Source organism: Terrisporobacter vanillatitrophus, assembly GCF_051148895.1.
Classification (GTDB): domain Bacteria; phylum Bacillota; class Clostridia; order Peptostreptococcales; family Peptostreptococcaceae; genus Terrisporobacter; species Terrisporobacter vanillatitrophus.
The window spans coordinates 2,059,468-2,076,633 of the sequence record NZ_CP154625.1; the positions used below are offsets into that span (position 1 = coordinate 2,059,468).

Sequence of the window (17,166 nt, forward strand, 5' to 3'; positions counted from 1 at the left end):
TAAATAAGTTAATCTTATACAATTAATAAGAAATAAAAGTATCACAATTTGTATTGTTATAGTTGATTTGTACATTAGAAGCTGTACAAGTTTCCAAACTATTATATTTACATTTTTTAGCTTTACATTTTATATCACCGGATGTTGTAAATGTATTGCTTGTGCAGCTCATAAGATCATTTTTGTTAGGATTGAAAGTAGCGCACTTAGTTCCTGTTGAAGTCGCTGCGCCAGGTCCGAAAATTTCAATATGTCCAGCATAGCATATTCCAGAACTATTATAAATACAATTGTCAGCAGAACAATTTAATGTCATTATATGTACCCTCCATTTATCTTTTTATTATTATTCACAAATATTTAAGTTTCATTCTATATATGTAAAATATTAGATGTTTTGTATATTTAATTCCTGAAATCTTAGCACATTTTATTACATTTTAGAATAATTTATACAAATGATATATTTTGAATTGTTAGAATATGTCTAGATACAATGTAAGGAGGGGCTATAATGGACTTAGGTTTTTTGGCAAGTTTTGAAGTTCCCGTTATTATTGGAATTTGTCTTTGTGTAGGATATGTAATAAAATCTAGCTTAGATTTTATACCAAACAAATATATACCATTGATAATGGCTGTATTAGGTCTTGTAGTCAATGTATTAATGAATAAAGGTATAGATGCTAATATTACACTAGCAGGTATGATGAGTGGATTATCAAGTACAGGATTACATCAAGCCTTTAAAAATCTAATACAAGGTGACAGTGCTACTGAAGAAAATCCTACTGAAGAAACTAATAGTGATAAATAGAAGCGGAAAAATAATAAATTAGCTAATATAAACGAATGTGATATTAAATTGCATTCGTTTATATTCTTATATTAATATGATATAATGCTATTATATTATTTTGGCTGTAGATAAAGAAGAGAAAGGAATTTGTATATAGTTATGTTTATATTATTCTTATTAATAATTGTGATTATAATATTAATTTGTATTGCTTATAAATTATATAATTATGCCTTAAATCCAAATAGCTCAAAAAAAGGCATATTTAGAAGTAACAATAAAAACGAACTTAGAAAAGAGGATCTTTGGATTAATGATTTTAATGATAAAAATAGTGTTTACATAAATTCATTTGATGACTTAAGACTTCATGCATATGAAATAAAAGAAAACAAAAGTAATAAGTGGGCTATTACAGTTCATGGTTATACAACAAATGCAGAGTATATGAGTAGTATTGCTTATAAGTATTATACTTTAGGATATAATGTTATAATGCCAGATTTAAGAGGTCATGGAAAAAGTGAAGGTCATTATATAGGTATGGGTTGGCACGATAGATTAGATATTATAAAATGGATAGAATACATTTTAAATCAAGATGAAAATGCTCAAATTTTATTACATGGAATTTCTATGGGTGCAGCTACAGTTATGATGGTTAGTGGAGAAGAGTTACCTAAAAACGTAAAGGTTATTGTTGAAGACTGTGGATATACATGTGCAAAAGAACAACTTGCATATAAGTTAAAAAATATGTTTAAATTACCATCATTTCCATTACTAAATATCTGTAGTACAATAACAAAAATAAAAGCAAAATACTTTATAAGTGAAGCTTCAGCTATTAATCAAATAAAAAAATCAAAGACACCAACATTGTTTATACATGGAGATAAAGATAAGTTTGTTCCATTTTATATGTTAGACCAATTATATAATGCTTGTAATGCTTACAAAGATAAGTTAATAATCAATAATGCAGGTCATGCAAAGTGTGAGAAAGTAAATAGTGACTTGTATTGGGAAAAAGTAATTAATTTCATATCTAAATTTATAAAATAAGAAAAATTTGCTAATCAATAAAAAAGCACAGGATAGAAATCTATTCTGTGCTTTTTGTTTGATATTTAACTTGAAGATTGTAATACCTGTAAGTTCATTATTTCCTCCATAGAGTAGTTATAACTTAATGAATTAGCAGAAGAAATAAAATTGTAAAATGAGGCAAAATTTTCAAAAGTTATTTTTAAGCTTTTATATTCATTAATCAAAAATATATTAATGAAAAACATTACAAAAAATACTTTTATAGATAATAAAGTAAATGAAAATTTAAACCTATTGTATATATTTTTTTCTTTTAAAAATAATCTTATAAAGCCATATGCTTTAACATAATCATTTTGTGTGCTAATAGAATAGTTTCTTACAATACTTGTTTTTCTTATTCTATAGTAATATAGAGTATCAGAAATTATAGATACTTTTTTTGTCTTATAAAATAAATCACACATTATAGAAATATCTTCATATTTTATATTTGGAAACTTTATATTATCAAATAGTTCTTTTTTCCAAAGTTTATTCCACAAATATGAATGTATAAGGTTATCTGGTATTAAAGATTTCAAAATATCATAGTTAGAGTATATTCCAGAGCCTTTTTTGCATACTACTGGTAATCTTAATTTTGAATTCTCATAATATCTATAAAAATTACAAATTACTACATCTGCATTTGTATAACAACTTTCATTATAAAGCCTTTCTAAATAATTGTATTCAATAAAGTCATCACTATCAATAAATATTATGTAATCACCATTTACATTTCTTAATCCCTCATTACGAGCGCTGGCAACACCTTGATTACTTTGCTGAATTACCTTGCAGTTTGTAATTATCTTTTCATATTTTTTCAGTATTTCGTAAGAATTATCTGAAGAGCCATCATCAACACAAATAAGCTCATAATTTTTAAAACTTTGATTATGTATAGAGTTTAAACATTCTTCAAGATAAGAGCTTGTATTATGCACAGGTAGTATAATACTGATAGTTGGTTTAGCTTGCTTGAACATAATTAAATCCACCTTTCGCAAGAATTACTAATTAGAAGTATATCATATAATTAATAAGAATAATTAGTTAAAATGTATAAAAAAACATATATTTTCATAATAATTATAATAGTTTAAATTTATTATTTTTATACATGAGGAGGTTTTTTAATGTCCAAAGAAGAGAGTGGAACTTGTAAGAATGTTCAGGACTGGGAGGAGAAGATTATAAAGATTTTCCCAACAGCTATTCCAAATGAGTGTACATGGTTAGATGAGATAGATATTTTGAATGTATTATTTACCCTATGCAGTAACAAGGTAGCAAATATTTTTTACCCAGAAGGTAAAAAACTAGGTATATATGGAGTTGATTTTTCAACTGAAGATAAATGTATAGAGTTGATTACGGAAAATACTATTGATATAGTAAGTCCTCTTAAGCTTTCTTTTCATTATTATGATGAAGCTTTAGAGTGGAGTTATTTTAGATTAGAAACAGGTGACTTAAAACAAATAAGCAAAACTAAAAATGAATTACATAAAGAGTCACTAATATCTTTTGACGATGGAAATTATATGGATGTGTTATCAGGAGTAGAAAAGTATGGAGATAAAGATAAGTTAGAGAGTTTATTAATTGATGATGCAAAACTAGTTAATAGATATATAAAAAAATCATCTTTCTTAATATTTGCTAGAAGCTCATATTTTAAAGAATTTTATAATAAATCTTTTAATTCATTTTCTGATGAAGAGCTGTCAGATATGATTGAAAGCTTAATTTTGAATGGTAATGTTTAAATAAACTTATATTTGTTGATATTGAGAGAGTAGAGTATGTACGGTGGTTAAAGTTAATTATATGTTTACTTAAAATTGTGTATATAATATAATAAAGAAGATTATTATATACTTATAAAAAGTATGTAACATAATAGGAGGAAACACTATGAGTAAATCACCAGTTCCAACACCTCATATAGGGGCACAAGTTGGAGATATAGCTGAAACTGTATTATTACCAGGAGATCCGCTAAGAGCTAAATTTATAGCTGAGAATTTTTTAGATGATGTAACAGAGTACAATACTGTAAGAGGAATGTATGGCTATACAGGATACTATAAAGGAAAAAGAATATCAGTTCAAGGGTCCGGAATGGGGATACCATCAATAGGTATATATTCTTTCGAATTAATCCACTTCTATGGAGTAAAAAATTTAATAAGAATAGGTTCAGCTGGAGCCATAAGTGATAAGCTAGACCTTTATGACATAGTTATAGGAATGGGAGCTTGTACAGATTCAAACTTCGCTTCACAATATAACTTACCAGGTACATATGCACCTACAGCTAGTTACGAGTTACTTTCTAAAGCTGTAGAAGTTGCGAAAGAACAAGGTAAAGACGTTCATGTAGGAAATATTTTATCAAGCGATGTATTCTACGGAGATGAAGGTTTAGAAGGCTTGAGAAAATGGTCTAAAATGGGAGTTATGTGTGTAGAAATGGAAGCTGCAGGACTTTATATGAATGCTGCCAGAGCAGGAGTTAATGCACTTGCAATACTTACTATTTCAGACTGTCCTCTTGAAGGTAAAGCTACTACTTCTCATGAAAGACAAGTAGCATTTACTAAAATGATGGAAATAGCATTGAGCTTAGCATAACATAATAAGTATATTATAAAAGAAAAAGTCTTCTACTTTAGTAGAAGACTTTTTATAATGTTCTAAAAACACCTCTTACGATACCTACAATTTCGATGTTTCTTTCATCTAAGATAATTGAATCCATAAATTCATTTTCTGGTTGTAACCTAACTAATCTATCTTCTTTGAAGAATCTCTTTACAGTAGCATATTCACCATTTATTAAAGCAACTACTATTTGTGAGTTAGAAGCATGATTATTTCTATCAACTATTACATAGTCTTTGTCTAATATACCTGCGCCTATCATACTTTCACCTTTGACTTTTAATATAAAGTTATCTTTACCTTGTATTAAGTTTGAAGGTAAGGGAATATATTCTTCTATGTTTTGTTCAGCTAATATAGGTTCTCCAGCTGTGATTTGACCAACAACGGGAATAGGAATGATTTCTTGATTCATACCTGTAACATCGCCTAAAGAATTACTGTTTAATATTTCAATTGCTCTTGGCTTTGTAGGATCTCGTCTAATGTAACCTAATTTTTCTAATTTATTTAGGTGTGAATGAACAGTTGATGTAGATTTTAAACCAACTGCAGTGCAAATTTCTCTTACTGAAGGTGGATAACCTTTAGCTAATTGTTGTTCTTTTATAAACTCAAAGATCATTGCCTGTTTGTTTGTTAAATCCATATACATAAAATCACTCATTTCTTATTAATTTAATATGTTAATAATTATCTTAAATAACTATATATTTATATTGTATCATATAGAAGCTAATGACACAAACATTTGTTCTTGAATTTGTTTATTTATAAATTTTCATTATTTTCCTCAATTTCTTCCAAAACATCATTATTTTCATCTATCCATTCAAAATTATTGACAATATCTCGCTTTATATTCTTTTTGTGTGCAGCATATAGCTGTGTAGTAGTAACATTATCGTGATCTAACAATGTTTTTACATCATAAATGGAAAATCCAGACTGAATAAGAGAAGTTGCAGCAGTTGCTCTTAGCTTATGAGGACTATAACCATTTTCTCTACTTGTGTTCATACATATGGATGTATATTTCTTTACCAATTGTCTAATTGATTTTGGAGTAAGACGTTTTTTCTGTAAGGATAAAAATAGAGCATCTTTAATTTCCTCATCAAGTAAGTCGCTGTTAGGCCTTTCGTTATAAATATAGTCTTTTACCACATATTCGCAAGTTTTATTTATTGGCATTAAAACTTCTTTTCCTCTTTTTCTATAAATCTTAAACTCACCTCTAGAAAAATTAAAAGAGGATATGTTTAATTCTCGAAGCTCATTTAATCTTAAGCCATATGTAACAAATAAAGCTAATATAGCTTTATCTCTTAGTTTTGTTTTCTCCCAATAAATTAATTCCTTATCTGTTAACCCTTGACCGCTTTCTACAGCGTCTAACATTCTAGCTACCTCATCTATATCAAGTCTCTTTATGGCGTCTGGTTGAGGCTTAGGAAGCTTTATAGGGTTGAATCCATCTGTAATATTGTTATCTAATTGTTCATTTCTATATAGAAATTTAAATAGAGTAGAGATGGATGATTTTTTTCTAGCTAAAGCACGATTATTGTTCTCATATATTAATGTAGTATTATTTCTTTCTCTATAATATCTAGGGCAATAATCTCCTAAAAATAAGTTGACGTCTCGAGCTTTAATATTATTAAATTCTTCAATAGTTATTTCTTCTGATAATTGACTTTTAGTAAAATCAGTTTCTTGAATTATGTAATCACAGAAAAAGTATATGTCTTCCAAATAAGCAGCTCTTGTAGATACGGCAACAGAACCTTTTAAATAGATAAAATAGTCTTTCATAAAAGGAGGAAGCTTATTTTCGAAAGAGATGCATTTTTCTATAAGTTCATGTTCTTTTAAAACTATGTTATTTGGTTTATCTGATTTATTATTAATTTTTAATGTTTTTTTACTCATATAAAATACCACCTTAAAAACAATTTTCATAAATGAAAATACCATAAATGTAGTTTAGTTACAATAAAAAGTAATGAAATAATGATAAAAAATAAAGTAATATTAATTATAAGAAATTTATCAAAAAGAGTACCTCTTAGGCTATATTATATATAACTATTCCCTAAATATACATTTAGAAACTAGTTATATATATCACTCTTTTATCTAAACATTGTATTTTATAAGCATTTTTAGTATAAATATAAAATATTTTATTTTTAAACTTAGCTACTATTTAGCTACTATTTATGTTATGATTTACAAAAAATATAATCATGTAGATCTAATCCACATGATTATATTTAAAACTTTATTCTATCTAGGCTCTATAATTAGTTTTATAGCAGTTTTTTGTTCGCCATCAATCTCTATATCAGTAAATGCAGGTACACAGATTAAATCTAGCCCACTTGGTGCAACAAAACCCCTTGCTATAGCGATTGATTTTATTGCTTGATTTAGCGCTCCTGCACCAATTGCTTGTATTTCTGCACTTCCCTTTTCCCTTAGTACTCCTGCTAGAGCTCCAGCTACAGAATTAGGATTAGACTTTGATGAAACTTTTAATACTTCCATTTCCATATCCTCCTTGATTTGTTTTAAAACAATTTTTAATTTCAATTTTACATGCGTATAATGATTAAAGTAATATTTTTAAAGTACTAAAAAATCTAACTTAGTATTTATTTCTATACTTATAATAAAAATACCTTTTTTTATAATAAAATACTTTTTGTCAATTATGTAGTTAATTATTGATACAAGACATGAATATCAAATATAATATATTATAAAGGGGTTATAAAAATATATTTAATATTTGAGGAGGAACTAAATGAAGCTTTGTCGTTTTAATTATTTTCTAAAAGAAAATGAAAAATTAACTTTTTTTACTGAATGTAAATTAAAAAGTATTACTGCTTTTGATATACTTGATACAGAGGGTTTATTATTAGCTTCTGATAGGAGATTAATCTTTTGTAAATTGATAGGAGATCATCCTCATCTGCTACAATCCTATGAATATAAGTATATAGCATCTTGTCATATTAAAGAAAATGAAGATAGCACATACTTGTATATGAAATATAATGGAGATCCTATTAAGATAATGGGATTGGATAAATCTGTATATGAGGATATTATTAATTATATTTCTGCAGGTGATAGCCTTAATTAAAGATCTCAATCGTTACATAAATAATAAAGAATGATTTAAATAGTATGAAAATTATTTTAAGTAATTTTCATACTATTTTTTCGTTAAGTCTACTCTTTTTAAATTTGAGACGTAATCTTCTGATAAACCTGTTACCTCTGTTATAAAATTCATATTTGCATTTTTATTTAAAAGGTTAATTGCCATTTCTGTCTTTGTAGATAAAAGTTGTTCACTTGTATCACTTAATTCTTGACTATCTTGCTCAATGTCATTATCTTTTATTGTTAATATAGGATTATTATTGATTTTTGATTTGAAGTATTTAAATGCGTATGTTAAGTCATTTATTAGTAACAATAAGGCTGGAATGATAAAGTAAATAGTGCAACCTAAAATGCCAACTAATGTAGTTAAGTAAATTATAATCGAATTAATTTTTGTTATTTCAACATTTAATATTTTTTTCTGGCTGATGTTTGGTAATGCTATAACGATTGCCATAATAAATGTTAAAAAACATAATGGATATAATATGTAACTGGCTAATATACCGTTAAAACTAATTATATCAAAGTTGCCATTTAAGTTAGAATAGATAAGTAAATCTCCTCTTAAATAACAATAGATACAAGATACTATTCCTAAAATGCCTCCGCAGGCTTGAGAATACCATTGATAAAATTTCATCTAACTATCCCCTTTTTAAAATTATTAAATTATTATAAATATATAAATCTGTATATTAATATATTAATTATAAAAGTATATGAAATGAAAATTAAAAATATCTTTATATTTAATGTAAAAAGTTATATAATCTTTATTGCTTGCGTTTTTTAATAAAACAAAATGCTCACTTAGTTAATGTGTTATATTACTAAGTAGAGGGGAGATTAGAAGAATGAATAATATGGAATTTATTTTTAAAGTTTTATTTCTTGTGTTTTCAATAATGTGGGCAGGAAATATATTATTATTTAGATGCGAAAGACAAATAATAATTAATCCTATTTTAATTATTGTTGCTTCTATTTTAGTAGTCTTACCAGATACTAAAGAATTCCTTAGTGTAGATGTTGAAGAAGCCAAATCGACTTTATATATAACTTACAGTCTTGTAGTTGTATGGGGGTTAATAATAACTAGAAGAAAAACTGATTTATTCTAAAATAAAAAGGCATATAGCCTTTTTATTTTACAATAGCTTTAATTATAACTGTTGAGGATGTATATTTATTGGTGTTTAAACTTACTACTATATAATAGATTCCATCCTTAGTAAATGAAATATGAGTATCATTTGATATGGATGTTACTGCAGGATTACTTGTTTGTATATATAGCTTACAGTCTTTAGACACATCTTTTGAAGGCTCCCAATAATTAGGATAGTTATTTATTGATTTATACAATAAGCTTCTCATATTTATTTTTTCGTTTTTATTTAGAGCTATTTTTGTTTTATTACTACATAACTCATATTGTGACTTCTCACATTGAATAAAATTTAAATCATGATCCACATCTACGTTTTTCTTTTCCAATAAATCAATTACTTTATTTTCTGTTAAATAGTTATTCTCTAAATTTATGTATTTTACATTGTCTAAATTTAAAATCTCGTTAGGTAATGTTTTGATGTCGTTATTCCAAAATATAAAAGAATCTATATTTTCTAATATTGATATACCACTTAAATCTTCTATCCCTTCGTTGCTAGCATAAAACTGTCCATCTAAAGATTTTAACTTTGATAAAGTTATTTCTTCATTGGGAAAGTAGTCGTATATTACATTACGAAAATCACCATCTGGGAATAAATCGGTTAATTCTTGTTTGGTAAGAGGTATGTTTTCGTTTTTTAGTGGAACTAAACCCATAGATAGTGTTAATAATATAAATAATGAACATAATTTTAAAATTTTCATTTAATAAAAAACCTCCCATAGAATAATAGTATATTACTAAATTTCTATGGAAGGTTTTTATTCCCTTGTACTACATGTCTACTTTCGTACAATATATTAATGTATTTTTCTACTTGTTTTTATGTTTTAACTTTATATTAATGTATTTACTACTTTTTGTGATTCACATCTATATATTTTTAAGCCTTGAGATATAAACTTATCTTCATATTCTGTTGTTATATTGTTTATATCTTCATTATTTGCTAAGTCTAATGAAATATTTTTCAATTTCCATGGATTATTACAAAATTCATTTAGGGTAAATTCGAATAATTTCTCGTTATCAGATTTAAAATGTACTTCTCCACCCTCTTTTAGAATATGATAATATTTTTGTAAAAAGTTTGTATGTGTTAGTCTTCTTTTTGCCCATCTTTTCTTAGGCCATGGATCACAGAAATTTATATACACTCTTGATAATTCATTTTTATCAAAGTAATTTTCTATGCTATTAACGTCGCCCCAAATGAAAGTTATATTTGTTAAGTTATCATTTGCAGCTTTTTCTACAGCTTTTAATAAGACTTCTTCTTTAATTTCCATTGCAATATAGTTTATATTGGGATTTAATTTTGCTAAAGTAGTGATAAATTTACCTCTACCAGTTCCGAATTCTGCATGTATTTCATTGTTATTACCGAATACTTTACTCCACTGTCCTTTTAAGCTTTCTATATCTTCATTTTTAACATAATTTTCATAGCTTAATAATTTTAGGTCTGAACCTTTTTTCTTTCTTCTTCTCACTTGTCTCTACTCCTTTAGTACAAAATAATAGAGTACTAGATAATTTACTAGTACTCTATATAAATAATTAACAGTCGCAACCGCCTGAACAACCAGAGCAACCGCCACCGCCATCGCCGTTAGAAGGCATATTTTCAACCATAACAACAAATCCTCTGTTTGGCATTTCTTGAATGATTACATTTCCGTATGTTAAGAATTCATCTTGATTCATTATAAAGTGAATTCCTTCTACATCGCAAGATACATCTTCACCTTCTATTTCGCTATCTAGAGCCAAAGCGAAGTTTGGTCCTGAACAAGCGAAACCTGCAAAGTATACTCTTACATTATTTGGTTTATCTTGGTTATCTGCTATTATTTCTTTTAAAGCATTTATAGCTGATTCTGGTGCAAATACTTTCATATTTAATCCACCTTTCTATTTTTATTTTAGTTTGATTATCTTATATAAGTATACAATAAAATCTAAACTATTTAAACAAGAAGCTTTCAAATATTTAAATATATATGTAAATTTTATGTAACTATGTATAGTGTTTAATTTATATTTTTAACAAAATACTTTGATAATATAATCTTATATTGTTTTTATTTATAGAATGTTTTTACTCATAAATTTGATTTATTTAAATTATTTAAGACATGAAATATATACTTTTGTGCCAAAAACACAAAAACATTGAAATTTAAATATCTATACATGGTTCGAAAACACACATGTCAGTTGTATGCCAGTAAAATATTTACTTTTTTTCTAGAATTTATGGTAAAATATATTTATAAATATTTAGATATAAAAAACAGGGAGATTAATAATGAGTACAGCTTTCATAAGAAAAAGAAGCAAAAATTATATAGTTTATTTAGAGTATTTCGATAAAAATACTAATAAAAAAAGACAGAAAAATATGGGCTCTTATCCGTTAAAAAGAGATGCTAGTAAGAGATTGAGCGAGGTAAAAGAAGAAATATATAAGGATGAATTATTAATCCCAAATGAAATGGTTTTGGAAGATTACATAATGGACTTCTTAGAAAAATATAAGGTGAATTTATCTATTACTACCTATAAGGTTTACACTAGAATATGCAAAAAATATATAATTCCTCTACTGGGAGATATAAAAATATGTGAAATCAAACCTATACATATTCAAGATTATGTGGATGATTTACTTGATTTACTCGCACCACAAACTATAAAAGTTCACTTAAATGTACTTAATTTATCACTGAAAAGAGCTTATAGATTGAAGCTTATTAAAGAAAATCCAGTACAATTTGTAGAGGTCCCAAAGAATAGAAAATATAAAAATGAGATTTACAATGCAGAGGATATGCAAAAACTATTAGAAAAATGCTACGGAACTTCTATGGAATTACCTATTGTACTTGCCGGCGGTTTAGGCCTGAGAATATCAGAAATATTAGGGCTTACATGGAATAATGTTGATTTTAGTAACTTCACTATTACTATAGATAAAATAACAGTTAGAAATGATAGTAAAGTTATACTGAAAGATCCTAAAACCGAATCGTCTATAAGAACTATTTCAGCCCCAAAAGAGGTAATTGTGATATTAAAACAACTGAAAAAAGATAGATTAGCAGCAAAATTAAAAGGCGAAAAATCACATAGAGAGCTTATATTTCATGATAAGAATTTAAATCCTATAGCTCCAGATGTTTTAAGCAAGAAATTTAGATTATTCTTAAAAGACAACAATTTAAAACACATAAGATTTCATGATTTACGTCACTCTCATGTTACTTTGTTAATTGATGCTAAGGTACCTATAAAAGTTATTTCTGAGAGAGTTGGGCATTCGAACATTAATACAACTCTTAATATATATTCTCATGCTCTTAAAGAAATGGATCAAGAAGCTTCCGATAAAATTTCTAGTACTCTATTTAGCAAAGATAGAAAGATGAGTTAGTTCGAATAAATTCCTATCGTCGAAAAAGTAAGAAAACAAATCTTTTATAATAGATTTTAAGCGTAGTTTAATATCTTCATAATATAAATCGTTAACAAAAGGTAGGTTCCTTCTTAAAATGGCATTAAAAGACTTATGGGAGAAATGTCAAAAATTTAATAATAAACAACTGAAAAAAGTTAACATAATTTAATTATGTTAACTTTTTTCAGTTGTCTTATGAATTTTAAATACTAAAAATAAGAATACTCAAAAATATTTTAAATGTATTTATATAAATAAACTTCGCAATGGACAAAAATCAATTCGAAGGCTTTGGCTTATGTTTTTATTAAAAATATAAATAGTGTTTCATGAATAAATAAAAGTTACCATAATAATATTATGGTAACTTTTATTTTCTTTTACTATCATAAAAATTTTTTCCTTTTGAAGATAATAAAACTGATAACTATTATTGACAAAATAACTAAGATTGTAATCCTATAACCGTATACATAAGCTAACTCTGGCATGTATTTGAAGTTCATACCATATATACCTGTGATTATACTTATGGGTACAGCCGTTCCTGTGAATATAGTAAGTTTAGTTATTAGATTATTTGTTTTCTCTGAAACTTTAGAAGAATAAATGTCTAATAGTTTATCTGCTAGCTCTCTAGTGCTTAATGAAAAATTATAGAGTTTATCTATGGAAAGATCTAATCCTTGTAGAAGCTTCTCATATTCTTTTTCTAAGTATGAATTATCGGTCTCATCATTAGAGAAAAATTCCATACCATTCTTTAGTAAGGTGTCTATGATATAAGTTAAAGGCCTAATATTTTTTACACAGTTTCTACACACACCTCTTATATGACTTATTTTACTAGATACATTCTCCTCTGCTTCATTGATAATATCATCTTCCAACTCTAAAATAATTTCTTCTACTTTTTCTAAATTTTCGAATTGGTTAGAAATTACAATTCTAAGAATACTAGAGTATATTATAAATAATGATAAAGTAAGATTAGATTTATAATAGAATCTCTCACACATTAGTTGTTTTACTTCCTTATAGATATCATTTTTCTTTCTAAGCACTATTAGGATGTATTTTTCTGATAAAAATATATTTATTTCCTCTAACAATATTTTATCTTCACACATTTGAAAATTAACAAGTGTGAAGAATATATATTCATCAAAAATATTAACTCTCACTTTATCATCAAAAGAAAGACAGTCTTTATAAGCTTCATTATTTAGTTTTAAATCATCTTTGAAAAATTTTAATTCCCAGGGATTACATACAATAAAATGGTAATCTTTATTAAAATTGATTGTATCTATGTTTTTAGTTACTTCCTTTGTATTTAAGTTTAATATATGCATTTATATATTTCTCTCCTTAGTAAAATCTAAATCATATCTATTGGTTAAATGCGTTACTTATTATTATATATAATGACTTTGGCTAATAAAAGGTTTCTATAATATAATTATGTTAACTAAATTAATTAAAAGTCAAAATTAAAACTATAATAATATATACTCTTTATTATAGTACTCTTTTAAATTTAAATATACATTATAACTAGTTCATTTTATTAGGAAACAAATAATTATATTGTATAATCCACGGATCAAGTTCTTTATAAGGAAGTTTTTACCTTAAAGAGATAAAAGTGCCTATTTCTGCCGCTAGGAACAAACGTTCGGAGAGATAGAAATGGGCACTTTTTCATACTTTAAATCCTATCATTTAGGATAAAGATAATATTAAAACTTATAAACTAATCTTCTACAAGCAGTATTTTTCACTCTTCTATCAAGTTCCATAGAATAATCCGCTTCAACAAATTTATTTGTAGACCAAAAATTTTTAGCAGTATTATTTTTAGGAGAAAGTAAAATAAATTCAATATTTTCTATGCTTTTTAATATTTCGAGAAAATGAATTATTAATTTGCTACCTATACCCTTCCTAGTTGGGTTTACAGAAAACCACTCTATCTTAGCATAAAGGAACTTACTGTCATTATATTTACTATCTATGTATCTATCAATGTCTTTACTATTTAAATACTTAGCTTCTGTATTATAATAGAAGGATTTTTTATCAGGATAGTACAATCTGAAATTCAGGCTTAGTTCCATATTTTTACCATAGTTATTCTTATTATAAATACTATAATATCCCTTTTCTTTTGAGCCTATATATACAAAGTTTGGATCTAAATGTACTATATTTTTTACTAACTTATTTAATTTTTTACAAACTTCATTTATTATTTTTTCGTCCTCATTTACTTTAGCTTTACATGGCATATAATCACCTCAAATAATTTATATTATTAAGTATTAAGATGAAATCATAATGTCTGTATCTAAATTTAAAGTATATTATATAATTCTACATAAAATCCTTTATACCTATATTTATGTTAATTATGCTGTACTTTTTATATAAGACTTTATACTATTTAAAATATGATAAGTATTTAGTTATCGGTTTTATAATTAATACGTATTTTACTCATCATTATTAGTTTTATATAATTGAGTTAAAAGTAAATATAGAAAGAAGGTAAATATTATGAGTGAAAAACAGTGGAAATCAGAAAGGTTATTGATCTTATTTAAATCAATGTTTGTACTTAGTGCTTGTACATTTGGCGGAGGATTTGTAATAGTATCTCTTATGAAGAAAAAGTTCGTAGAAGAGTTACAATGGCTTGATGAAGATGAAATGCTTGATATAACAGCTATTACACAGTCATCACCTGGTCCACTTCCTGTAAATGCATCAGTTATTATAGGTTATCGTATGAACGGAGTTGTAGGTTCATTAGTTGCAATTATTGGAACAATTATTCCTCCCATGGTAATCATATCTCTTATTTCATTATTTTATACACAATTTAGAACTAACACATATATAGGAATTATGCTTCAAGTAATGAGAGCAGGTGTTGCAGCAGTTATATTTGATGTTGTTATAAATCTAGCTCAAAACGTTTGTAAAACAAAAAGAATTATGTATATAGCTATGATGATAATATCATTTATTGCAACTTATTTCTTTGGCGTAAGCGCAATGCTTATTATATTAACATGTTTAATTATAGGTATAATTGATTTAATAGTTAATTTGAAGAAAGAAAAAAGGCATAATGGAGGACAAAAACAATGTTGCTGATGAAATTATTTTTTAGTTTTTTACAAGTAGGATTATTCAGTGTAGGCGGTGGTTATGCAGCTATTCCACTTATTCAAGATCAAATTGTTAATGTCCATGGTCTTATGACTCTTGCTGAATTTACAGATTTAATAACTATTGCAGAAATGACGCCTGGACCCATTTCAATAAATTCTTCTACATTTGTTGGAACTAGACTTGCAGGTCCTTTTGGCGCAACTATTTGTACTCTTGGTTGTATAATACCATCATTTATAATTTGTTTAGCCCTTGCACATTTTTATTATAAATATCGTAATTTTACTGGTGTCCAAACTGTACTATCATCACTTAGACCTGCTGTTGTAGCTTTAATAGGTTCTGCTGGTGCATCTATATTATTATTAGCACTATTTAATTCAGATATAAAAGGTTTAAATTTTGGCGATTTTAGGATAATAGAATTTGGACTATTTGTGGGATGTTTATATCTACTTAGAAAATATAAAGCAAATGCTATTTCTATAATACTTGGAAGTGGCGTTGTTGGAACAATGATGTATTTAATTCAATGGGCAATTATATAAAAAGTAAAATAGGTATACCTAATTTTTAGGTGTACCTATTTGTACATATATCAATAAAATTCTTCATTTGAGGTGATATATACTTATTTTTATGATAAATTAATTTACTTTCACGGTAAACTTTAATATTATCCACATTAATAATTCTAAGTTTTTCCTCTTCCATTTCTTTCTTTATTAACAATTTCGATATTATAGCTATTCCCTTTCCATCTTTAACTAAATTTTTTATAGCCTCTGTATTTGTACAGCTCCATTTCTTATTTATCTTAATTTTATTTTCTATAAGTAATTGTTCAAATTGATTTCTATTTGTACTACCTTCTTCTCTAGAAATTATATCTTGGTTATGCAACTGTGAAATTGATATACACTGTCTATCCCAAAATGAATGATTTTTTCCAACTACCATCACTAACTCATCATTATACACAGGAATTTGTATTATTTCATCACTTTGTAGACAACCTTCAACTATAGCTAAATCAAGTTCACTAAGACAAACTTTATTTTCAATAGTAGAGGTGTTATCTACTGTTACTCTTACATCTATACCAGGAATCTCCTCTTCAAATTTTTCTACAATATCTATTAACATTGTAGTTCCTATAGAAACACTTCCGCCAATTTTAATTGTCATTTTTGAGGAAGCATCAAACATAGCACTTTCCATATCTTCAAAGGAACTTACAATATGTCTAGCATAGGATAATAAAGTTTTTCCCGCTTCTGTTATATAAAGTCTTTGAGACAATCGTTCAAATAATTTTACACCATAATACTTTTCCAATTCTGATATTGCCTGGCTTACTGCCGGCTGAGATATGTAAAGTTTTTCAGCTGCTTTTCTCATAGTTTTACACTCAACTATGGTTATAAATATTCTTAAATGCCTAATTGTCATAATAAACTCCTTAATTTTAGTTCTTATATTATAAGTATACTATAATTCTTTATATGTAAAAATTATAAATATATTACTTTTTATTGTGCTAATTAAATACACATTTTACCAAAATGATAATTTTATTGTTGCATTTAATTTATTTTA

Annotated in this window: 21 protein-coding genes; 9 read left to right on the top strand and 12 right to left on the bottom strand. The window is 26.3% G+C overall.

Annotation, left to right across the window (positions count from 1 at the left end; translation table 11 throughout):
* Positions 1 to 22: 22 nt before the first annotated feature.
* Positions 23 to 316: a DUF1540 domain-containing protein gene (locus TVTCOM_RS10365; RefSeq protein ID WP_434796199.1), complete on the bottom strand. Its 294-nt coding sequence runs from the start codon at positions 314 to 316 to the stop codon at positions 23 to 25.
* 198 nt (positions 317 to 514) lie between these two features.
* Here TVTCOM_RS10365 and TVTCOM_RS10370 point away from each other — a divergent pair, with 198 nt between their 5' ends.
* Positions 515 to 817 (top strand): phage holin family protein, encoded by a 303-nt coding sequence (locus TVTCOM_RS10370; RefSeq protein WP_434796200.1) that lies wholly within the window; start codon positions 515 to 517, stop codon positions 815 to 817.
* A gap of 141 nt (positions 818 to 958) precedes the next feature.
* Positions 959 to 1,864: an alpha/beta hydrolase gene (locus TVTCOM_RS10375; RefSeq protein ID WP_434796201.1), complete on the top strand. Its 906-nt coding sequence runs from the start codon at positions 959 to 961 to the stop codon at positions 1,862 to 1,864.
* Positions 1,865 to 1,929: 65 nt separating this feature from the next.
* On the opposite strand, the gene TVTCOM_RS10380 is transcribed toward TVTCOM_RS10375, so the two are convergent.
* Positions 1,930 to 2,883, bottom strand: a complete 954-nt coding sequence (locus TVTCOM_RS10380) for a glycosyltransferase family 2 protein (RefSeq protein WP_434796202.1) — start codon at positions 2,881 to 2,883, stop codon at positions 1,930 to 1,932.
* 150 nt (positions 2,884 to 3,033) lie between these two features.
* Here TVTCOM_RS10380 and TVTCOM_RS10385 point away from each other — a divergent pair, with 150 nt between their 5' ends.
* Positions 3,034 to 3,666: a hypothetical protein gene (locus TVTCOM_RS10385; protein ID WP_434796203.1), complete on the top strand. Its 633-nt coding sequence runs from the start codon at positions 3,034 to 3,036 to the stop codon at positions 3,664 to 3,666.
* Positions 3,667 to 3,814: 148 nt separating this feature from the next.
* Complete coding sequence (deoD, locus tag TVTCOM_RS10390; RefSeq protein ID WP_434796204.1) at positions 3,815 to 4,534, top strand: purine-nucleoside phosphorylase; 720 nt, start codon at positions 3,815 to 3,817, stop codon at positions 4,532 to 4,534.
* A 52-nt stretch (positions 4,535 to 4,586) separates the two neighbouring features.
* Here the strand turns inward: deoD and lexA are convergent, their stop codons facing one another.
* The 3 genes from lexA to TVTCOM_RS10405 form a co-directional block, all read right to left on the bottom strand.
* Complete coding sequence (lexA, locus tag TVTCOM_RS10395; RefSeq protein WP_434799734.1) at positions 4,587 to 5,219, bottom strand: transcriptional repressor LexA; 633 nt, start codon at positions 5,217 to 5,219, stop codon at positions 4,587 to 4,589.
* A gap of 116 nt (positions 5,220 to 5,335) precedes the next feature.
* Positions 5,336 to 6,499: a tyrosine-type recombinase/integrase gene (locus tag TVTCOM_RS10400; protein ID WP_434796205.1), complete on the bottom strand. Its 1,164-nt coding sequence runs from the start codon at positions 6,497 to 6,499 to the stop codon at positions 5,336 to 5,338.
* A 357-nt stretch (positions 6,500 to 6,856) separates the two neighbouring features.
* Positions 6,857 to 7,117 carry a stage V sporulation protein S gene (locus TVTCOM_RS10405; RefSeq protein ID WP_039677848.1) on the bottom strand — a complete coding sequence of 87 codons (261 nt, stop codon included), beginning with the start codon at positions 7,115 to 7,117 and terminating at the stop codon, positions 6,857 to 6,859.
* A 259-nt stretch (positions 7,118 to 7,376) separates the two neighbouring features.
* Between TVTCOM_RS10405 and TVTCOM_RS10410 the strand changes: the two genes are divergently transcribed.
* Positions 7,377 to 7,721, top strand: a complete 345-nt coding sequence (locus TVTCOM_RS10410) for a PH domain-containing protein (RefSeq protein ID WP_434796206.1) — start codon at positions 7,377 to 7,379, stop codon at positions 7,719 to 7,721.
* Between the two features lie 72 nt (positions 7,722 to 7,793).
* Here the strand turns inward: TVTCOM_RS10410 and TVTCOM_RS10415 are convergent, their stop codons facing one another.
* Positions 7,794 to 8,390: a hypothetical protein gene (locus tag TVTCOM_RS10415; RefSeq protein WP_434796207.1), complete on the bottom strand. Its 597-nt coding sequence runs from the start codon at positions 8,388 to 8,390 to the stop codon at positions 7,794 to 7,796.
* Between the two features lie 214 nt (positions 8,391 to 8,604).
* Between TVTCOM_RS10415 and TVTCOM_RS10420 the strand changes: the two genes are divergently transcribed.
* Positions 8,605 to 8,871 carry a hypothetical protein gene (locus tag TVTCOM_RS10420; RefSeq protein ID WP_434796208.1) on the top strand — a complete coding sequence of 89 codons (267 nt, stop codon included), beginning with the start codon at positions 8,605 to 8,607 and terminating at the stop codon, positions 8,869 to 8,871.
* A 22-nt stretch (positions 8,872 to 8,893) separates the two neighbouring features.
* On the opposite strand, the gene TVTCOM_RS10425 is transcribed toward TVTCOM_RS10420, so the two are convergent.
* The 3 genes from TVTCOM_RS10425 to TVTCOM_RS10435 form a co-directional block, all read right to left on the bottom strand.
* The gene (locus TVTCOM_RS10425; protein ID WP_434796209.1) at positions 8,894 to 9,631 is read right to left on the bottom strand and encodes a hypothetical protein; all 738 of its coding nucleotides are present in this window, start codon (positions 9,629 to 9,631) and stop codon (positions 8,894 to 8,896) included.
* Between the two features lie 132 nt (positions 9,632 to 9,763).
* Positions 9,764 to 10,420: a tRNA (guanosine(46)-N7)-methyltransferase TrmB gene (gene trmB / locus TVTCOM_RS10430; protein ID WP_434796210.1), complete on the bottom strand. Its 657-nt coding sequence runs from the start codon at positions 10,418 to 10,420 to the stop codon at positions 9,764 to 9,766.
* A gap of 67 nt (positions 10,421 to 10,487) precedes the next feature.
* On the bottom strand, positions 10,488 to 10,826 hold the full coding sequence (locus TVTCOM_RS10435) for a Fe-S cluster assembly protein HesB (protein WP_434796211.1): 339 nt from the start codon (positions 10,824 to 10,826) through the stop codon (positions 10,488 to 10,490).
* A gap of 412 nt (positions 10,827 to 11,238) precedes the next feature.
* Between TVTCOM_RS10435 and TVTCOM_RS10440 the strand changes: the two genes are divergently transcribed.
* On the top strand, positions 11,239 to 12,363 hold the full coding sequence (locus TVTCOM_RS10440; protein WP_434796212.1) for a tyrosine-type recombinase/integrase: 1,125 nt from the start codon (positions 11,239 to 11,241) through the stop codon (positions 12,361 to 12,363).
* A gap of 410 nt (positions 12,364 to 12,773) precedes the next feature.
* Here the strand turns inward: TVTCOM_RS10440 and TVTCOM_RS10445 are convergent, their stop codons facing one another.
* Together TVTCOM_RS10445 and TVTCOM_RS10450 are read right to left on the bottom strand one after the other, a co-directional pair.
* Positions 12,774 to 13,742, bottom strand: coding sequence for a CorA family divalent cation transporter (locus TVTCOM_RS10445; protein ID WP_434796213.1), 969 nt, complete (start codon positions 13,740 to 13,742; stop codon positions 12,774 to 12,776).
* 387 nt (positions 13,743 to 14,129) lie between these two features.
* Positions 14,130 to 14,678, bottom strand: a complete 549-nt coding sequence (locus TVTCOM_RS10450) for a hypothetical protein (RefSeq protein ID WP_434796214.1) — start codon at positions 14,676 to 14,678, stop codon at positions 14,130 to 14,132.
* Between the two features lie 268 nt (positions 14,679 to 14,946).
* On the opposite strand from TVTCOM_RS10450, the gene TVTCOM_RS10455 reads away from it, so the two are divergent.
* Positions 14,947 to 15,549, top strand: coding sequence for a chromate transporter (locus TVTCOM_RS10455; RefSeq protein WP_434796215.1), 603 nt, complete (start codon positions 14,947 to 14,949; stop codon positions 15,547 to 15,549).
* On the top strand, positions 15,540 to 16,115 hold the full coding sequence (locus TVTCOM_RS10460) for a chromate transporter (RefSeq protein WP_434796216.1): 576 nt from the start codon (positions 15,540 to 15,542) through the stop codon (positions 16,113 to 16,115). The genes TVTCOM_RS10455 and TVTCOM_RS10460 overlap by 10 nt, the downstream gene beginning before the upstream one ends.
* A gap of 25 nt (positions 16,116 to 16,140) precedes the next feature.
* Here the strand turns inward: TVTCOM_RS10460 and TVTCOM_RS10465 are convergent, their stop codons facing one another.
* On the bottom strand, positions 16,141 to 17,019 hold the full coding sequence (locus tag TVTCOM_RS10465; protein ID WP_434796217.1) for a LysR family transcriptional regulator: 879 nt from the start codon (positions 17,017 to 17,019) through the stop codon (positions 16,141 to 16,143).
* Between the last annotated feature and the right edge of the window lie 147 nt (positions 17,020 to 17,166).